This is a genomic window from Streptomyces fructofermentans, from assembly GCF_014651055.1.
Taxonomy (GTDB): Bacteria; Actinomycetota; Actinomycetes; order Streptomycetales; family Streptomycetaceae; genus Streptomyces; species Streptomyces fructofermentans.
Genome location: NZ_BMWD01000012.1, coordinates 165,757 through 183,179, shown reverse-complemented (window position 1 = coordinate 183,179; position 17,423 = coordinate 165,757). Strand labels below are relative to the sequence as shown.

The 17,423-nt window shown below is 75.3% G+C and carries 13 protein-coding genes; 7 read left to right on the top strand and 6 right to left on the bottom strand.

All coding sequences use genetic code 11. From position 1 onward, the window contains the following. Positions 1-215: 215 nt before the first annotated feature. Positions 216-1,952, bottom strand: coding sequence for an MFS transporter (locus IE265_RS18805; RefSeq protein ID WP_190036758.1), 1,737 nt, complete (start codon positions 1,950-1,952; stop codon positions 216-218). Positions 1,953-2,123: 171 nt separating this feature from the next. On the opposite strand from IE265_RS18805, the gene IE265_RS18800 reads away from it, so the two are divergent. The 4 genes from IE265_RS18800 (at position 2,124) to IE265_RS18785 (ending at position 8,307) form a co-directional block, all read left to right on the top strand. Then, positions 2,124-2,792, top strand: a complete 669-nt coding sequence (locus IE265_RS18800; protein ID WP_190036757.1) for a hypothetical protein — start codon at positions 2,124-2,126, stop codon at positions 2,790-2,792. A gap of 193 nt (positions 2,793-2,985) precedes the next feature. After that, a complete protein-coding gene (locus IE265_RS18795; protein ID WP_190036756.1) occupies positions 2,986-5,394 on the top strand; it encodes an acyl-CoA dehydrogenase family protein in 2,409 nt (802 codons plus the stop codon). Between the two features lie 107 nt (positions 5,395-5,501). Beyond that, positions 5,502-6,695 carry a lipid-transfer protein gene (locus tag IE265_RS18790; protein ID WP_190036755.1) on the top strand — a complete coding sequence of 398 codons (1,194 nt, stop codon included), beginning with the start codon at positions 5,502-5,504 and terminating at the stop codon, positions 6,693-6,695. 175 nt (positions 6,696-6,870) lie between these two features. After that, positions 6,871-8,307, top strand: coding sequence for an MFS transporter (locus IE265_RS18785; protein ID WP_373302983.1), 1,437 nt, complete (start codon positions 6,871-6,873; stop codon positions 8,305-8,307). A gap of 4 nt (positions 8,308-8,311) precedes the next feature. On the opposite strand, the gene IE265_RS18780 is transcribed toward IE265_RS18785, so the two are convergent. The 4 genes from IE265_RS18780 to IE265_RS18765 form a co-directional block, all read right to left on the bottom strand. Next, positions 8,312-8,944 carry a response regulator transcription factor gene (locus IE265_RS18780; RefSeq protein WP_190036800.1) on the bottom strand — a complete coding sequence of 211 codons (633 nt, stop codon included), beginning with the start codon at positions 8,942-8,944 and terminating at the stop codon, positions 8,312-8,314. A 461-nt stretch (positions 8,945-9,405) separates the two neighbouring features. Beyond that, the gene (locus IE265_RS18775) at positions 9,406-10,848 is read right to left on the bottom strand and encodes a sensor histidine kinase (RefSeq protein WP_190036753.1); all 1,443 of its coding nucleotides are present in this window, start codon (positions 10,846-10,848) and stop codon (positions 9,406-9,408) included. A gap of 14 nt (positions 10,849-10,862) precedes the next feature. Further along, the gene (locus tag IE265_RS18770) at positions 10,863-11,582 is read right to left on the bottom strand and encodes an ABC transporter permease (protein ID WP_190036752.1); all 720 of its coding nucleotides are present in this window, start codon (positions 11,580-11,582) and stop codon (positions 10,863-10,865) included. Further along, positions 11,582-12,568: an ABC transporter ATP-binding protein gene (locus IE265_RS18765; protein ID WP_190036751.1), complete on the bottom strand. Its 987-nt coding sequence runs from the start codon at positions 12,566-12,568 to the stop codon at positions 11,582-11,584. Before IE265_RS18765 ends, IE265_RS18770 begins: the two co-directional genes overlap by 1 nt. A gap of 257 nt (positions 12,569-12,825) precedes the next feature. Here IE265_RS18765 and chsH3 point away from each other — a divergent pair, with 257 nt between their 5' ends. The 3 genes from chsH3 (at position 12,826) to IE265_RS18750 (ending at position 15,837) form a co-directional block, all read left to right on the top strand. Further along, entirely contained in the window at positions 12,826-13,701 is an 876-nt protein-coding gene (gene chsH3 / locus IE265_RS18760; protein ID WP_190036750.1) for an enoyl-CoA hydratase ChsH3, read from the top strand. Between the two features lie 66 nt (positions 13,702-13,767). After that, complete coding sequence (locus tag IE265_RS18755) at positions 13,768-14,844, top strand: Zn-dependent alcohol dehydrogenase (RefSeq protein WP_190036749.1); 1,077 nt, start codon at positions 13,768-13,770, stop codon at positions 14,842-14,844. 39 nt (positions 14,845-14,883) lie between these two features. Further along, on the top strand, positions 14,884-15,837 hold the full coding sequence (locus tag IE265_RS18750) for a 3-oxoacyl-ACP reductase (RefSeq protein ID WP_190036748.1): 954 nt from the start codon (positions 14,884-14,886) through the stop codon (positions 15,835-15,837). A 92-nt stretch (positions 15,838-15,929) separates the two neighbouring features. Here IE265_RS18750 and IE265_RS18745 read toward each other — a convergent pair whose 3' ends face one another. Then, on the bottom strand, positions 15,930-16,103 hold the full coding sequence (locus IE265_RS18745) for a hypothetical protein (RefSeq protein ID WP_190036802.1): 174 nt from the start codon (positions 16,101-16,103) through the stop codon (positions 15,930-15,932). Positions 16,104-17,423 lie beyond the last annotated feature (1,320 nt).

Genomic DNA, 17,423 nt, shown 5'->3' with positions numbered 1-17,423 from the left:
GTGTCCGAGGCGGCCGGGGGCGCGGGGCCGTCCGCTGGTTTCGGTGGGCGGGCGCCCGTCGGCTCCCTTGCCGTCGCCCGGCCGCCCCAGCGGTCCCGGTCGGCCTGGGTCCACGGGGTGGCGTGGTGTCCGAGGCGGCCGGGGCGGGGCCGGTCGCAGTGGTGCCGGTGGCCGCCGCGCCGCCCGGCGGTCACCGGACCGCGCGCCCCGGGGCGTCAGGCCGGCACGGTGCTCGGGAGCGCGAGGTCCCGTTCGACCGGGAGGGCGCCGCCGGGGTGGCTCGCCGACGAGGCGAGCGGCTCGTGTCCGCCCGCCGTGACGGCGAGGACGTACGAGCCCTCCTCGGGCACGGCGATCAGGTAGCCGCCGTCCTCCGCGGAGAGCGCCGAGCCGGCCCTCCGTCCGCGCCGGTCGATGAGCGTGACCGTGGCACGGGCGACCGGGCTTCCGCCGGCGTCCGTCACCCGGCCCCGGAACGCGGCCCGCTCCACCACCGGCGGCACGTCCTCGCCGGAGGCCCGCGGCTGCGGCTTCTCCGTGTCGGCGGCCGTGCGCCCCCGGGGCAGGAACGCCGCGAACACCAGGCCGAGCAGCACCGCGCCGGTGGCGATCAGGAAGGACAGCCGGAAGCCGTGCATCGTGGGCACGGCCACCCCGCCCGTGTGGTTCGCCGTGTTCGCCAGGACCATGCCGATGACGGCGCTCGACACGGAGGTGCCGATCGAGCGCATGAGGGTGTTGAGGCCGTTGGCCGCGCCGGTCTCCGACGCCGGGACCGCCCCCACGATCAGCGCGGGGAGCGAGGAGTAGGCGAGGCCGATGCCCGCGCCCAGCACCACCGCGATGACGACGGTCTGCCAGGCGGCGCTCATCAGGCCGAGCCCGGCGCCGTACCCGACGGCGATGATCAGCATGCCGGTCATCAGCGTGACCTTGGGGCCGTACTTGGCGGAGATACGGGCGTACACCGGCGCCGTGAACATCATCGTCAGGCCGAGCGGTGCCACGCACAGGCCGGCGACGAGCATCGACCGGCCGAGGCCGTACCCGGTGGAGGTGGGGAGCTGGAGGAGCTGGGGCAGGACGAGCGAGACCGCGTAGAAGGCGACGCCGACCATGATCGAGGCGAGGTTGGTGAAGAGCACCGCGGGGCGGGCCGTGGTGCGCAGGTCCACCAGCGGGGCCTTCAGCCGCAGTTCCATCACGCCCCACAGGAGCAGGACCGCGGCGGAGGCCCCGAACAGCCCGAGCGTGGTGGCCGACGTCCAGCCCCAGTCGCTGCCCTTGGTGATCGGCAGTAGGAAGAGGACGAGTCCGGCCGACAGCCCGAGGGCGCCCGCGACGTCGAAGGTGCCCTCGGCGCGCACGCGGGACTCCGGTACGAGGAGCAGCGTGAGGAGGATCGACAGGGCGCCGAGACCGGCGGAGCCGAAGAACAGCGCGTGCCAGTCGGCGTGCTCCGCCACCAGCGCGGCGAGCGGCAGCGCGAGACCGCCGCCGACGCCGATCGAGGAGCTCATCAGCGCCATCGCCGACCCGAGCCTCTCGCGGGGCAGCTCGTCGCGCATCAGGCCGATGCCGAGCGGGATGGCGCCCATAGCGAAGCCCTGCAGCGCACGGCCGACGATCATCACCAGCAGGTCGCTCGTGAAGCCGGCCACCAGGGAGCCCACGACCATCACGGCCAGGCTCGTGACCAGCATCCGCCGCTTGCCGAAGAGGTCGCCGAGGCGCCCCATGATCGGCGTGGCCACGGCGCCCGCGAGGAGGGTCGAGGTCAGCACCCAGGTGGCGTTGCTCGGCGAGGTGTGCAGCAGCTCCGGCAGGTCCTTGATGACCGGCACCAGCAGGGTCTGCATGACCGCGACAACGATTCCGGCGAACGCCAGTACCGGGACGATTCCGCTGCCGCTCGGCCTGCGCGTGCGCGGGTCCGCCGTTGTCCGGGTCATTGCGTGGGGCCTCCAGAGGCACGGGAAAAGGTGAGTGCAGAGTGAACCCCGTGTGCCCGGGCAACTATTCCGTTGCTTTGGGCCCCTAATGAATTCTTGACCGGCCCATTACTGTCCCGTCCCGCCGACCCTCGTGCGGGCCCGTGACGCGCGCCGGGTGAGAATCGCGGCATGGCATCCACCTCTCCCGCCTCCCGGCTGGTCGCGGCGGCGGCCCGGGAGCGGCTCCGTCCCCTCGGCCTGCGGCAACGCGGCCGCTCCCGGATCTGGATCGACGATCACGGCTGGTGGCTCGGCGTCGTCGAGTTCCCCTCGCCGACATGGAGCCGGGGCAGTGGGCTGAACGTCGGGGCGATGTGGCTGTGGCAGGACTTCGACCACCTGGCGTTCGACTTCATGGAGCGTGTGAGCGGATCACAGGAGTTCCGCGACGAGAAGCAGTTCGCCCCGGTCGCCGCGGAACTCGCCCGCGGCGCCGAGGAGCGGGTCGAGGCACTCAGGGACCGTTTCCCGGACCTGGGCGCCGTCGCCCGGTGCCTGCTGGAGCGCAAGGACGTGCCGGGGTACCTCTGGGAGAGCTTCAACGCCGGCGTGGCCGCCGGGCTGACCGGTCGGACGGTCCTGGCCCGGGCGAGGTTCGCGGCGGTCCTGGCCGAGGACCCCGTCGCCGACTGGGCCCGGGAGGCCCGGCGGACCGCCCGGCACCTGTCCGGTCTGGCCGGCGACGAGGCGGCCGTCCGGGCGTGGGCCCGGGACGCGGTCCTGTCGTGCAGGGCGAAGCTGGGCCTCGGGGCCCCTCCCGAGGGAGCCGGCGGTTCACTGGTCCCGGACCGGCCCTGACGCGGCCGGGTGCGGCGGGTCCGCGGCTCGGGCGGCGGCCGCGGAGCGCCCGCGCCCCGGTCCGCGGCGGCCCGCGCCCCGACTCCGCGCGGCTCGGTCGGGCGGGGCGGCCCCGCACCGGATGCCGCCCGGCCGTCGATTTCCCGATGTCTGACCTTCCGTCAGATTGGAACGTGTTCTAGTCTGTCGCGCCATGGGGATCGGGATCACGCGGGAACAGCGGGACCTGGCCGAGGCCGTACGGGGCTGGATCGCCCGCACGGTGCCGCCCGAGGAGGCGCGACGACTCCTCGACGCGCCCGGCGTCGGGGGAGGCAGGCCCGCGTACTGGGACGCGCTCGCCGCGCAGGGATTCGTGGGCCCGCACCTGCCGGAGGCGTACGGAGGCGGGGGCGGCACGCCCCTCGATCTCGCCGTCGTCCTGGAGGAGGCGGCCCGGGCGGCACTCCCGGGACCGTACGCGGCGAACGCGCTCGCCTCGCTGGTCCTGGCGGAGGCGGCGTCCGCGACCGTCCCGGCGGGGGCAGGGGCGGCGTCCGCGGTGCTCACGGCCGTGCCGGGCGCCGCGACGCGTGCCGAAGCCCGGGTCGTGCCGGGTGCGGATGCGGATGCGGATGCGGGTGCGGCGCCGGGGGCGGCCGTGCCCGGGACCGGACCCGGATCGGCCGTGTCCGAGCCGGATGCGGACGGGGTGGAGGGCCTGCTGCGGGCCGTGGCCCGGGGGGAGCGGATCGCCGCCGTCGCTCTCGGTCCAGGCACGCTCACCGCCGTGCCGGACGGCGACGGCCACCTGCTCGAAGGGACGGCGCCGCCGGTGCTGTCCGGTGCCGACGCCGACCTCCTCGTGCTGGCCGCCTCGACGGGGGCGCCGGCCGGGGCGCCGGGTGTCCGGACGCTGTGGGTCGCCGTGGACGCCGCGCACCTGTCCGTGCGGGCGCACACGAGCGCCGACCCGACCCGGGCGACGGCCGAGGTCGTGGCCGACGCGGTACGCGTCCCGCCCGGCCGTGTCCTCGGTGTCGACTCCGCCCTCGTACGGGACCTGGCCGGCACCGTGTTCGCCGCCGACGCCTGCGGCACCGCCGCGCGGGCGCTGGAGACGGCCGTCGCCCACGCCAAGGTCCGCGAGCAGTTCGGGCAGCCGATCGGCCGCTTCCAGGGCATCAAGCACCTGTGCGCCGACATGCTGGTGCGGGTCGAACGGGCCCGGGCGCTGGCATGGGACGCGGCCCGTGCGACCGGGCAGCCTCCCCGTGTCAGGGAACTCGTGACGGCGCTGGCCGCCGGCACGGCCCTCGACGTGGCGTTCTCGTGCGCCAAGGACTGCGTCCAGGTGCTGGGCGGCATCGGCTTCACCTGGGAGCACGACGCGCACCTGTACCTCAGACGGGCCCTGGTGGCGCGGCAGTTGCTCGGCGGCGGACACCACCTCCGGGCGACGGGCGCGGCCGAGTCCGGGGCGAGGCGGGAGCTGCGCACCGAGCTGCCCGAGACGGAGGCCGCGCGCCACCGGACGGCGGCCCGGTCCGTGATCGCGCAAGTGCGGGACCGTGAACCCGGCTCCGTACGAAGGCAGTTGGCGCCGCTCGGCTACGCCGCCCCGCATCTGCCCCCGCCCTACGGGCTCGGCGCGGGACCCGTCCAGCAGCTTGCCGTGCAGGAGGAGTTGGCCGCCGCCGGGGTCCGCGTCGGCGAACTGGGCATCGGCGCCTGGGTCGTACCGTCGCTCATCGCGTACGGGACCCGTGAGCAGCAGGAGCGCCACCTGCTGCCGACGCTGTGCGGTGACGTGTCCTGGTGCCAGCTCTTCTCGGAACCCGACGCGGGCTCCGACCTGGCGTCGCTGCGGACGCGTGCGGAACGGACCGGGGACGGGCGGTGGCGCGTCAACGGGCGGAAGGTGTGGACGAGCGCGGCCCAGTGGGCGGACCGCGGCATCCTGCTGGCCCGTACGGACCCGGACGCGCCCCGGCACCGGGGACTGACCTACTTCGTCGTCGACATGAAGAAGGCGGAGGGCATCGGGATCCGGCCGCTGAAGGAGATCACGGGTGAGTCGCTGTTCAACGAGGTCACGTTCGACGACGTCCTCCTGCCCGCGGACTCCGTGGTCGGGGAGGTCGGCGGCGGCTGGCGGGTCGCGCGGCACACCCTGGGCAACGAACGCGTGCACATGGCGGACCAGTTGACCTTCGGGACCGGACTCGAGGCACTGATCGGGCGGGCGGGGGCGGGCGGTCTCGACGACGCGGAGCGCACGCGGCTGGGAGACCTGCTCGCCGAGGCGCACGCCCTGGGCTGCATCGGGCTGCGTACGACCCTCGGGCGGGTCTCGGGCACGGACCCGGGCGCCGGGGCCTCCGTGCGCAAGCTCGTCCAGACCGTGCACCAGCAGCGCGTCGCCGAAATGGCGCTCGAACTCCTGGGCCCGGCGGGCGCGGTGTGCGAGGGGGCCGGGGAGGAGGCCGTCCACGGCTTCCTGCTCTCCCGCTGCCTGACCATCGCCGGCGGCACGACGCAGGTCCAGCTGAACGTGGTCGCGGAACGCATCCTCGGTCTGCCGAGGGACTGGGAAGGCCCGCGGACGGCGCACCCGCGCTGACCGGCAGGGGCGTCAGGGGCCGGTCGCCCCGGGGGCGTGCGGCGGGCCCGGAAGGCACCACAGGCACCACAGGCACGGCAAGGACGGGCGAGGGACTGGGGAGAGTCATGAAGGCGTACGTCGTCGGAGTGGGCATGACCAGGTTCGAGAAGCCGGAGACCCGGGACTGGCAGTACTGGGACATGGTCCGGGAGGCGGGCACCGCCGCCCTCGCGGACGCCGGGCTCTCCTACGAGGCCGTGGAGCAGGTGCCCGTGGGCCACTGCTTCCAGGCATCCACGGCAGGGCAGCGGGCCGCGTACGAACTCGGCCTGAGCGGCGTGCCCGTCTACAACGTGAACAACAACTGCGCGACCGGCGCCACCGCGTTGATGCTCGCCCGGCAGTTCGTCGAGGGCGGTGCGAGCGACTGCGTCCTGGCGCTGGGCTTCGAGAAGATGACGCGCGGGGCGCTCGGCGGGGGCACCGGCGGCGGGGACTTCGCCGGATCGCCCGTGGCCCGGCACTACGGGGTGATGGCGGCCCGGCACGGCTTCGCGAGGACGCCGCCCACCGCCCAGATCTTCGGGAACGCGGCGCGCGAGCACATGGAGAAGTACGGCACGACCGAGGCGCAACTGGCGGCGGTGGGCGCCAAGAACCACCGGCACTCGGCGAACAACCCGTACGCGCAGTTCCAGGACGTCCACTCGGTCGACGAGGTCCTCGCCTCGCGGACCGTGCACGCCCCGCTGACGAAGCTCCAGTGCTCGCCCACCTCGGACGGCGCGGCCGCCGCGGTCGTCGTCTCGGAACGGTTCGTGGAGCGGCACGCGCTGGGCGGCCGGGCCGTCGAGATCGTCGCGCAGGCGATGACCACGGACACCGAGGAGTCCTTCGCGTCCGGCTCCTGCGTGGACGCCGTCGGACAGCCGATGTCACGGGCCGCCGCCCGCCAGGTCCACGACAGGGCCGGGCTCGGCATCGAGGACGTCGACGTCGTGGAACTGCACGACTGCTTCTCCGTCAACGAACTGCTGACCTACGAGGCGCTCGGCATGTGCGCGCCCGGGGAGTCGGGCAAGCTCGTCGAGTCGGGCGCGACGACGTACGGCGGGCGATGGGTGGTGAACCCCTCGGGAGGGCTCATCTCGAAGGGCCACCCGCTGGGCGCGACCGGCATCGCGCAGGTGGCCGAGCTGGTGTGGCAGTTGCGGGGCGAGGCGGAGGCGCGGCAGGTGCCCGGCGCGCGCGTGGGCCTCGCGCACAACATCGGGCTCGGCGGCGCGGCGGTGGTGACCCTCCTGCGACGGCCGGCCTGAACTGACCCGACGCCGGCGCCGGCGCCGGTGCGGGTGTCGGACCGGGTGCCCGCGTCGGGTGGCGGAGGTGTGTCGGACGGGGGCCGGTGCCGGGGCCCGTTCCGGCGGCCCGGGACCAGCGACCGACGGCGATGCGACGAAATTCCGATGTACGGGGTGCGGGGGCCCTGCGAGCATGACACCCATGCCCACGCTGCGCACCGCCCAGGAGACACCCGCGTCCCGCCGCACCGCACCACCCACGTGGGCGGTGGTCGCGCTGGCCTGCGCGGGACAGTTCCTCGTCGTCCTCGACGTGTCCGTCGTCAACGTCGCGCTGCCGTCGGTGCGGGCCGACCTGGGGCTGGGTCCCGCGGGGCTCCAATGGGTCGTCAACGCGTACACGATCGCCTTCGCCGGCTTCATGCTGCTCGGCGGGCGGGCCGGCGACCTGTACGGGCGCAAGCGGATGTTCCTGGCAGGCCTCGCGCTGTTCACCGCCGCCTCCCTCGGCGGCGGACTCGCCCAGGAGGGATGGCACCTGCTCCTCGCCCGGGCGGCGCAGGGCCTGGGGGCGGCCGTCCTCGCGCCCTCCACGCTGACGATCCTCACGTCCGCCGTCCCGGAGGGGGCGGCACGCGCGCGGGCCATCGCCACCTGGACCGCCGTCGGCGGGGGCGGCGGCGCAGCGGGCGGCCTCGTCGGCGGGCTCCTGGTCGACGGGCTGTCGTGGCGGTGGGTCCTGCTGATCAACGTGCCCTTCGGCGCGCTGGTGCTGGCCGGCGCGATGTGGTGGCTCGTGGAGGGCCGGGCCGTGCGGGGGCGCCGGCCGGACCTGCCCGGCGCGCTGCTCGCGACGGCCGGACTCGGGACCCTCGCGTACGGGATCGTGCAGACCGAGGCCGAGGGCTGGGCGACGGCCGCGACCCTGGTCCCGCTCGCCGCCGGGGCCGCCCTGATCGGGCTCTTCCTGCTCGTGGAGGCCCGGACGAGGGAACCGCTGATGCCGCTGAAGCTGTTCCGGCTGAGAGCGGTGTCGTCGGCCAACGCGGCCATGTTCCTGTGCGGTTCGGCGATGTTCTGCATGTGGTACTTCATGACGCTGTACGCGCAGAACGTGCTCGGCTACTCCCCGCTGGACGCCGGGCTCGCGCTCGTGCCGAGTTCGCTCGCGGTGGTGCTCGGCTCGAAGGCCGCGCCGCGCCTGATGCCCCGGTTCGGGGCGCGCAACGTGGCCGTGACCGGGGCCCTGACGGCCGCCGCGGGGTTCGTGTGGCAGTCCACGATGACCGCCGACGGCTCGTACCTCACCGCGATCATGTTCCCGGGAATCCTGATGATGCTGGGCGCGGGCCTGTCCGCGACCCCGCTCGCCGCCCTCGCCACGTCGGGAGCGGACGCGGACGACGCGGGACTCGTCTCCGGACTGGTCAACACCTCGCGCACGATGGGCGGTTCGCTCGGCCTTTCCGTGATGTCGACGATCGCGGCGGCGCGGACCGGCGGCGGCATGTCGCCCGAGGCCCTGACCGAGGGCTACGCCCTCGTCTTCCGCACCGGCGCGGGCGTGCTGCTCGGCGGCACCCTGCTGATGCTGGTCTGGCTGCCGAGAGGGGCCCCGGCGCGGGCCTGAGACGTCAGAGCCAACCCTGCTGCCGGGCCTCGCGCACCGCCTCCATGCGGTTGCGGGTGCCCGTCTTGCCGATCGCGGAGGACAGGTAGTTGCGGACGGTCGACTCGGAGAGGTGCAGTCGGCCCGCGATGTCCGCGACGGTCGCGCCGTCCACGGAGGCCTTCAGCACGTCGCACTCCCGGGCCGTGAGCGGGTTGGGGCCCGCGCTCAGCGCGGCCGCGGCGAGCGCCGGATCGATCACGGTCTCCCCGGTCAGCACTCGGCGGACCGCCCGGGCCAGCTCCTCCACCGGCCCGTCCTTGACGAGGAAGCCCGCCGCGCCCGCCTCCATGGCCCGCCGCAGGTAGCCGGGCCGCCCGAACGTCGTGAGGATCAGCACGCGGCAGTCCGGCACCTCGTCCCGCAGCAGGGCGGCGGCGTCGAGCCCGCTGATACCGGGCAGTTCGATGTCCAGCAGCGCGACGTCGGGGCGCGACAGGTGGGCCGCCGGCACGATCTCGTCCCCCGCGCCGACCTGCGCCACCACCTCGATGTCCGCCTCCATGCCCAGCAGGAGCGCGAGCGCGCCGCGCATCATCCCCTGGTCCTCGGCGAGGAGGACTCGGACGGACTTCGCGGGCCGGTGGTCGCGCGGCATCTCGTTCACGGGCCAAGGGTAGGCCGCGTCGGCCCCCTCGGCCCCCGGGTGCGGCCCGGCGCACGGAGCCCGCATCCGGCGGCCCGCACGCGGGGGCGCACTCCCGCCCAGGGCGCCACTCCCCGCCGTGGCGACCCCCGCAGGACGCCCGGCCCGCCCCGCCCGCGGGCCGGGAGCGGTCGCCGGGCCCGGCGAGGGCCCACCGTCCGGGTCGCTGTCGGACCGCGGGTCCGATGCGCCCCGCCTGCGGGCGGGGAGCGGTCGCCGGGCCCGGCGAGGGCCGACCGTCCGGGTCGCCGTTCGGCCACCCGTCCCGATCCACCCCGGGCGGCCCACCGGAGAAGGCCGTCCGGCCCGGCAAGGGCGCCGCCGCCCCGACCGCTGGGCGGCCCGCCGGCCGCGATCAGTCCCGGCGGCCCGCCGGGAACGGCCGCCCGGCCCGGCGAGGCCCATCGTCCCGCTCACGGGTCAAGGCGCCCTCTTCGCGGGCTGTTCGGCGCCCCGGCCGGAGCGGTCGCACCGTTTGCCGGCTCGCCCGCGGGAGGCCGGACGCGCCGCGGTTCCGTGCCCGGAGCCGGAGCCGGAGCCGGAGCCGGAGCCGGAGCCGTGCCCGGGGCTGGAGTGAGCGCCACGCCGGAGGCGTTCGCGCAGGGCTCCGGAGTTGTCGGGCCCGGACCCGGCAACTCCTCCGCGGGGAGTTCGGCCGTCACCGTGAAGCCGCCGCGCGGACCCGCTCCCGCCTCCAGGGAGCCCCCCGCGGCCGAGAGCCGTTCCGTGAGCCCCTTCAGCCCGGTGCCGCCGATCCCGGGCAGCGCGGGCGGGGTCCCTGCGGGCCGGCCGTCACCGTCGTCCGAGACGCGGGCCCGGACCCGCTCCGGAAGGCCCTCCACGGTGATCTCGCAGCGCGCCGCACCGCTGTGGCGCACGGCGTTGGTGACGGCCTCGCGCACGACCCAGCCCAGCAGGGCCTCGGTGCGGGCGGACAGCGGCGGGCCCGACTGCCGGACGACGGGGTCGATGCCCGCGGCCAGGAGCGCCGAGCGCGCCCGGTCCAGCTCCGTGGCGAGACTGCCCTCGCGGTACCCCGTCACCGCCTCCCGGATCTCGGTGAGCGCCTGCCGTCCGACGGACTCGATGTCCGCGACCTGGGCCAGCGCCGCGTCCAGGTCGTGAGGGGCGAGGCGCCGGGCCGCCTCCGACTTCACCACGACGACGGAGAGGGTGTGGCCGAGCAGGTCGTGCAGGTCCCGCGAGAAGCGCAGCCGCTCCTCCTCGACCGCCCTGCGGGCCAACTCCTCACGGGCCGAGCGGAGTTCCCGAACCGCTTCGGACAGGGACAGGATCGCGGCGGTGACCATCGTGGACAGGAACGTGCCGTACGCGACGTCCACCGCGCCCCAGCCGTCCCGATACCCGGCCACGACGGCCGCGAGCACGGTCAGCCCGACCGCCGTCCTGCCGAGCCACCGCCCCCGTACGATCGCGCCCGCCGCCAGGCCGAGCAGCGGGAAGAAGAGGAGCCAGCTCCCGCCGTAGGCGACGGCCAGGCCGCACGTCACCACCCCCATGGCGACCAGCGCGCCCCGGGTCGAGCGCGCCTCGCGCGCCCGCTTCGTGAAGGCGCGGAACACCACATGGATGTAGAGGGAGTTGAAGACGAGCAGTCCGATGCCGCCGATCCACGGGTTCGGCGTCCTGCCCTGGAACAGGTTGGAGAAGGCGCCCATCCCCATCAGCAGCCAGGGAAGCAGTGCGAACCCGTTGGCCGGGGGCCCCAGTCGCTCCGGCGGCTCCCCCTCGGCACGCGCCGCCCGGTCCCACGGGGCGGCGGGGCCGTCCTCGCACGGTGCCCGCGTGCCCTGCCGGGCGGACTTCCGGCAACCGGCCGATCGCAACCAGGACATGTCCCCGCTCCCGTTCAGACGGTCCGTGCGGCCCTGCGGTACGAGACCACAGCGTACGAGCCGAACAGCGAGAGCCAGCAGACCAGTACCAGCACCGCCCCGGCGGTGGGCGCGTGCCCGTCGGCGACCGACGTGCCGAGCTGCGCGAACCGGTTCGTGGGCGTGTACGGGGAGACGGACCGCAGCCACGGGGGGAACAGCTCGGGCGGGAACCACAGCCCGCCGGCCACCGCGAGCACCAGGTTGCACACCAGGTTGACCACTCCCGTGGTCTGCGCGGTCAGCCGGTAGCCGTTGCCGAGGCCGAGCAGGGTGAAGGGGATCGAGCCGAGCCACAGCAGCACCGCGATCGCCGCCCACTGCCGGAGGTCGAGGCGCACCCCGTTGACCAGCCCGCCCGCCGCCAGCACCGCGACGATCGCGGGCAGTACGGTCACCGCTCCGGTCAGCGCCCGGCCGGCCACCACCCGGCGCGGACTCAGCGGTGTGATCCGCAACTGCCGCAGCCAGCCGGTCGTCCGGTCCTCGGCGACCGCGCCGCCGGTGTTCAGCGCCGAGCCCATCGCGCCGTACGCTGCCATGCCGACCATGGAGGCGGTCCGCCAGCCGTCGTCGGCGCCGCCCCCGATGTTGGTGAACAGCAGGTACATCACCACCGGCATCACGACGCCGCCGACGACGAAGCCGGTGTCGCGCAGCGTCCGGCGCACCTCGAGCCGCAGCAGGCCGAGCATCACACCGCCTCCAGGGACGTACGGGCGGACCCGCGGGTGGGGCCGTCGGCCGACGTCAGGGCGAGGAACGCGTCGTCGAGGGAGGCCGGGGCGACCTCCAGGCCCCGGACCAGCCCGAGCCCGGCGAGCGCGACGACCGTGGCGTCCGGGTCCTCGGTGCGCAGCCGCGCCCGGCCGCCGCGCACCTCCACGGAGACCACCCCGGGCAGCCCGGCCAGCCCGGCCGAATCGGCCTGCCCGGCCTGCCCGGCCTGCCCGTTGGCGTCCGAGCAGGCGAGGTCGAGGGCGACGAGGCCGCCGCCCGCCGCACGCCGGAGCCGCGCGCCGCTGCCGTCGGCGACCACCCGGCCGCGGTCGACGACGACGATCCGGTCGGCGTTGGCGTCCGCCTCCTCCAGGTGGTGGGTGGAGAACAGGACGGTGCGGCCGCGCCGCGCGTACGCCCGCATCGCGTCCCAGAACGCGTACCGGGCCTCCACGTCCAGTGCCGCGGTGGGCTCGTCCAGCACGATGAGCGAGGGGTCCCCCACCAGGGCGACGGCGAACCGCACCCGCTGGGCCTGGCCCCCGGAGAGCCGGTCGAGGCGCCGCCCGGCGAACTTTGTGACCCCCGCGGCCTCCAGCGCCCCCGCGACGGGCATCGGCGCCGGGTACGTGCCCGCCACGAACGCGACCAGCTCGCCGACCGTCACCCTCGGCACGGCACGCGCGTCCTGGAGCATCGCGCCCACCAGCCCCGCCCGCACGGCCTGCGCCGGGACGCGGCCGAAGACCCGTACGCCCCCCTCGTCCGGTTCGTCCAGACCCAGCAGGAGCGAGATCGCGGTCGACTTCCCCGCGCCGTTGCGGCCCAGCAGCGCGACGGTCTCGCCGCGTGCGATCTCCAGGTCGACGCCGTCCACGGCGCGCACCGGGCCGAACGCCCTGACCGCCCCCGTGAAGGACACGGCGCTCTCCGTCCCGGCCGTCCTCGCTGTCCTCGTCATGGGGGCGACGCTACGGACGGGGAGTGCCCGCGCGGCAGAAGCAGATGTACGGACCCGGGCAGGACAAATGTCACGGCACACCGATCTGACATGCCGTCAGGAGTCTTCACATGTGCCGGGGCCTGGGCTATACAGGGGTTCGCCGTACTGGAACGCGTTCTAGGACAGGCGGGTTCCGCGGCCCAGTGTCGACCTCGGTGCGGCCGACGGTGCGGACGGCCGCACCGAGGTCTTCCCCGCCGGCAGTCAGGAGCCACATGCCCATCGACGTTTCCCGGGCCCTCGCGGCCGAGCCCCGGCCCGCCCGGATCACCTGGGGGCACAAGGACGTCCAGCTCTACCACCTCGGCCTCGGCGCCGGAGCCAACCCCGACCTGCGCGGCGCGGCGACCGACCCGGACGAGCTCCGCTACACGCTGGAGTCCCGGCTGCACGTCCTGCCCAGCTTCGCGACCGTCGCGGGAGCGGGCTCCCCGGGTGTCATCGGCGGACTCTCCCTGCCCGGGATCGACGTCGACCTCGCGAGCGTCCTGCACGGCGGCCAGACCATCGGGCTGCACCGCCCGATCCCCGTCGAGGGCGAGGCGGTCGCCGCCACCCGGATCGCCGCCGTGTACGACAAGGTGAAGGCCGCCGTCCTCGTCGTGCGCACCGAAGTCGGCGACGCAGAGGGCCCGTTGTGGACCAACGACGCCCAGATCTTCGTACGCGGCGAAGGCGGCTTCGGCGGTGACCGCGGCCCCTCGGCCCGCCCCGCGCCGCCGACCGGCGAACCCGACCGTACGGTCGAACGCGCGGTCCGCGAGGACCAGGCGCTCCTGTACCGGCTCTCCGGCGACTGGAATCCGCTGCACGCGGACCCCGAGTTCGCCAAGCTCGCCGGGTTCGACCGCCCCATCCTGCACGGGCTGTGCACCTACGGGATCACGCTGAAGGCCGTCGTCGACTCCCTCCTCGACGGCGACGTCGGCAGGGTCCGCTCCTACACCACACGCTTCGCCGGGGTCGTGTACCCGGGCGAGACCCTGCGCATCCGGATGTGGCGCGGGGACGGGCAGGTCCGGGTCACCGTGGGCGCGGCCGACCGGGACGACGCGCCGGTCCTCGCCGACACCGTGGTCGAACACACCTGAGCGCGGCCGCAGCGCCGCACCGGGTGCCGTACGTACGTTTCCGACGTCTCCGAGGGGAGCCGCACCATGCGCGCAGCCGTACTGCACGAGACAGGCCAGGACAAGCTGGAGATCCTCGACGACGTCGAGACGACGGGCTTCGGGCCCGGCCGGGTGAGGATCCGGGTACGGGCCACCGGCCTGTGCCACTCGGACCTCTCCGCCATGTCCGGGGTCCTGCCGCAGCCCGCGCCGTTCGTCCCCGGGCACGAGGGGGCGGGCGAGGTCCTGGAGGTCGGCGAGGGCGTCACGAACGTCCGCCCGGGCGACCGGGTCGTCGTCTGCTGGCTGCCCGCCTGCGGGGCGTGTCCCGCGTGCCGGCGCGGCCAGACCGAACTCTGCCTCGCCGGGTTCATGAACGCGGGCACGCCCAACTTCAAGCGGCCGGGCGGGGACGTCTTCGGCTTCGCCGGCACCGGGACCTTCGCCGAGGAGGTCGTCGTCGACGCGGGCTGCGCCGTACCGATCCCGGACGACGTGCCCTTCGACATAGCCGCCCTCATCGGCTGTGGCGTCACCACCGGACTCGGCGCCGCCCTCAACACCGCCGACGTGGAGGCCGGTTCGTCGGTCGCCGTCATAGGCTGCGGCGGCGTCGGCATCTCCGCCATCCAGGGCGCCCGGCTCAAGGGCGCCGCGGAGATCGTCGCCGTCGACCCCGTGGCCTCGCGCCGGGAGGCCGCGCTGAGGTTCGGCGCCACCCGTGCCGTCGCACCCGGCGAACTCCCCGACGCCAAGCAGGCGGTGACCGCGGGGGAGGGCTTCGACTACGTCTTCGAGGTCGTCGGCCGGTCCGCCACCGCCCGCACCGCGTACGAGAACACCCGGCGCGGCGGCACACTCGTCGTCGTCGGAGCGGGCGCGATGGACGACCACCTCCAACTCAACATGTTCGAGCTGTTCTTCGACGAGAAGCGCATCCTGCCGTCCATGTACGGCGGCGGCGACGTCCTGCGGTCCTACGAGCGGACCGTCGCCCTGTGGCGGGCCGGACGCATCGACCTGGAGGGCCTGATCACCCACCGGGTGCCGCTGGGCGACGTCAACGAGGCGCTCGACCAGATGCGCACGGGCGTGGCGCTGCGCACCTGCATCGAGATCTGACCGCCGCGCTCCCCACCACCGTCGGCCGAAGGGGCCTTGATGTCACTGCCACTCGAAGGCCTGTCCGCGATCGTCACGGGCGCGGGCCGCGGACTGGGCCGGGCCGAGGCGCTGGAGCTCGCCCGGCTCGGCGCCGCCGTCGTCGTCAACGACTTCGGGCAGCCGGGCCGGGACGGCTCCGGTGCCGCGTCCGCCGCGCCCGCGGAGGAGGTCGCCGCGGAGATCCGCGCGGCCGGCGGCCGGGCGCTCGCGCACACCGGGGACGTGGCCGACCACCAACAGGCGGGAGAGCTGGTCGAGTCGGCGGTCGCCGAGTTCGGCCGGCTCGACATCCTCGTCAACAACGCGGGCATCCTGCGCGACCGGATGGTCTTCTCGATGTCCGAGGACGAGTGGGACTCCGTGATCCGCGTCCATCTCAGGGGCCACTTCAACACGACGCGCTTCGCGGCGGCGCACTGGCGGGCGCGCTCCAAGGCGGCCGGGGCCCCGGTGTACGGGCGGATCGTGAACACCTCCTCGGAGGCGTTCCTCGCGGGTTCCGCCGGACAGCCCAACTACGCCGCGGCGAAGGGCGGCATCGTCGGGCTGACGACGTCGACGGCCCTGGCTCTCGTGAAGTACGGCGTCACCGCCAACGTGATCTGCCCGCGCGCAAGGACCCGGATGACCGCCGACGTCTTCGCGGGGCTCGGTGAGCCGGATGCCGACGGTTCGCAGGGCCGGCTCGACCCCCTCGCGCCCGAGCATGTCGCTCCGCTCGTCGGCTACTTGGCCTCGCCGGCCGCCGCGCACGTCAACGGGCAGCTCCTCGTCGTGCACGGCGGAATGGTCGCGGTGGTCGAACGCCCCCGGGTAGCGGCCAAGTTCGACACCAAGCAGACCGCTTTCACGTACGACGAACTCGACGCCCTCCTGACACCGCACTACGCGGACCGTCCGGCGGGGGAGACCTTCGCGGCGGCGGAGGTGCTGGGCCTGGGCCACGGCTGACCGAGGGCCGGACGGCCCGCGCACGCGGAACGGCCCCGCACGACGGGTTCGTCGTGCGGGGCCGTTCCTCATGGAACGGACGGTCGGGCCGGTCAGGCCCTCGCGTCCGACTGCTCGGACGGCCTGCGGTGGCGGCCGCGAGGCATCGCCTCGTCCTCCTGGGCGGAAACGGGCCCCCGGTGACGGCCGTGGCCGTCGTCGGCGGCTCCCGCCACCATCCCCCGCAGGTCGTCGGCCGTCGTCTCCATGGTGTTCGTGTCGCTCATGTGTGATTCACCCCGTCAACAAGATCCTTCGGTACAGCGCGGGCGAGTCTAACGGGCGTCCGCACGCGCTCCGAGGGGTGGTTGGGGCTACTCGGTGGTCACTTTGAGGGGGGCGGGGGACGGAGGCGTCCCGACCGTTTCGTGGCCGTCCCCCGGCGCCTCGGGAACCAGCGGCGCGAGGCGGGGCAGCAGGACTGGCTCGGCGTTCGCCAGGGGGGTGTGGGGCGCCTCCCGGCCCGGGTCGCCGGCCGGTCCGGACCCGAGGGAACCGCCCGGTCCGAACACCGGGGACCACACGGCGTCGACCTGCTCGCGGGGCAGGGGCAGGGGTCCTGCGGGGTCGAGGTGCCCCGGAAGCGGGTCGGGACCTCCCGGAAACCCGCTCCCTGGAAGTACGAAGCCGTCAGTGCCCGCGCCCGTGCTCGCGCCCCCGCCCGCATCGGCGCCCGCGCCCTCGCCCCGATCTGTGCCAGGTCCGCGGTCGGTCCCCGTGTCCGCGTCGACGGTGGCCGCGTCGGGGCCCCCGTCCCCGCCCCCGTCCGACGTGAACGCGGCGGCCGGGGCCGCCTCCGGCGGAGCCGTCCGGCGGGGGTACTCCGCCCCCGGCCGGACCGTCGTGTCGACCCGGGTCCAGCCGGGGATCTCCGTGGCGGCCGGGTCCGTCCCCCCGGCCACGCCGATCGTGACGGCCGCGGGCCCCGGCACCGCTCCGGCGGGCGGCGGCAGCACCACGCCCGCCCCGAGGCCCGCCGGCCCGCTGTCCCGCCCGGTTCCGTGACCGACGCCCGCGGGGCCACCGGTCACGGGGCCGGTGTCCGTGCCGTTGTCGGTCGTCAGGGGTCGGCCGGTGCCGGCGGCCGGGGTCCATGTGCCGTCCGCGGTGGCGGGCCGGGCGGTGGTGTCGACCCGGGTCCAGCCGCCGCCGCCCTCGCCGTGCCCTTCACCCTCGCCGTGCCCTTCGCCCCCGCCGCCCGTCCGGCCGGAGCCCCGCTCGTCCGCGGGTGCGGGCGGCGGCGCGTACGCGGGGTCGCTGTGTGTGCCGGTGCCGGTGCCGTTGTCGGTCGCCGGGGGTCGGCCGGTGCCGGCGGCCGGGGTCCATGTGCCGTCCGCGGTGGCGGGCCGGGCGGTGGTGTCGACCCGGGTCCAGCCGCCGCCGTCCCCGCCTGCCGGGGCGGTGGCCGCACTCCGTGCCGGGCCCGCCTGCGCCACGCGGACCCAGCCCGTGCCCTCCGAGTCGTCCGGTCCCGTCTCCGCCGGACCCGTGCCGCCCCCGCCCCCGGGACCCGTGGCCTCGACGTCGGGCGGAGCCGTGCTCTCCGG

What these genes read in the sequence shown, in the direction of transcription:
- IE265_RS18775 (WP_190036753.1), bottom strand. Translation starts at nt 10,848, where the DNA reads ATGTCCTGGTTGCGATCGGCCGGTTGCCGGAAGTCCGCCCGGCAGGGC.
- IE265_RS18750 (WP_190036748.1), top strand. Translation starts at nt 14,884, where the DNA reads ATGTCACTGCCACTCGAAGGCCTGTCCGCGATCGTCACGGGCGCGGGC.
- IE265_RS18785 (WP_373302983.1), top strand. Translation starts at nt 6,871, where the DNA reads ATGACACCCATGCCCACGCTGCGCACCGCCCAGGAGACACCCGCGTCC.
- IE265_RS18765 (WP_190036751.1), bottom strand. Translation starts at nt 12,568, where the DNA reads ATGACGAGGACAGCGAGGACGGCCGGGACGGAGAGCGCCGTGTCCTTC.
- IE265_RS18800 (WP_190036757.1), top strand. Translation starts at nt 2,124, where the DNA reads ATGGCATCCACCTCTCCCGCCTCCCGGCTGGTCGCGGCGGCGGCCCGG.
- IE265_RS18745 (WP_190036802.1), bottom strand. Translation starts at nt 16,103, where the DNA reads ATGAGCGACACGAACACCATGGAGACGACGGCCGACGACCTGCGGGGG.
- IE265_RS18770 (WP_190036752.1), bottom strand. Translation starts at nt 11,582, where the DNA reads ATGCTCGGCCTGCTGCGGCTCGAGGTGCGCCGGACGCTGCGCGACACC.
- IE265_RS18805 (WP_190036758.1), bottom strand. Translation starts at nt 1,952, where the DNA reads ATGACCCGGACAACGGCGGACCCGCGCACGCGCAGGCCGAGCGGCAGC.
- chsH3 (WP_190036750.1), top strand. Translation starts at nt 12,826, where the DNA reads ATGCCCATCGACGTTTCCCGGGCCCTCGCGGCCGAGCCCCGGCCCGCC.
- IE265_RS18755 (WP_190036749.1), top strand. Translation starts at nt 13,768, where the DNA reads ATGCGCGCAGCCGTACTGCACGAGACAGGCCAGGACAAGCTGGAGATC.
- IE265_RS18795 (WP_190036756.1), top strand. Translation starts at nt 2,986, where the DNA reads ATGGGGATCGGGATCACGCGGGAACAGCGGGACCTGGCCGAGGCCGTA.
- IE265_RS18780 (WP_190036800.1), bottom strand. Translation starts at nt 8,944, where the DNA reads ATGCCGCGCGACCACCGGCCCGCGAAGTCCGTCCGAGTCCTCCTCGCC.
- IE265_RS18790 (WP_190036755.1), top strand. Translation starts at nt 5,502, where the DNA reads ATGAAGGCGTACGTCGTCGGAGTGGGCATGACCAGGTTCGAGAAGCCG.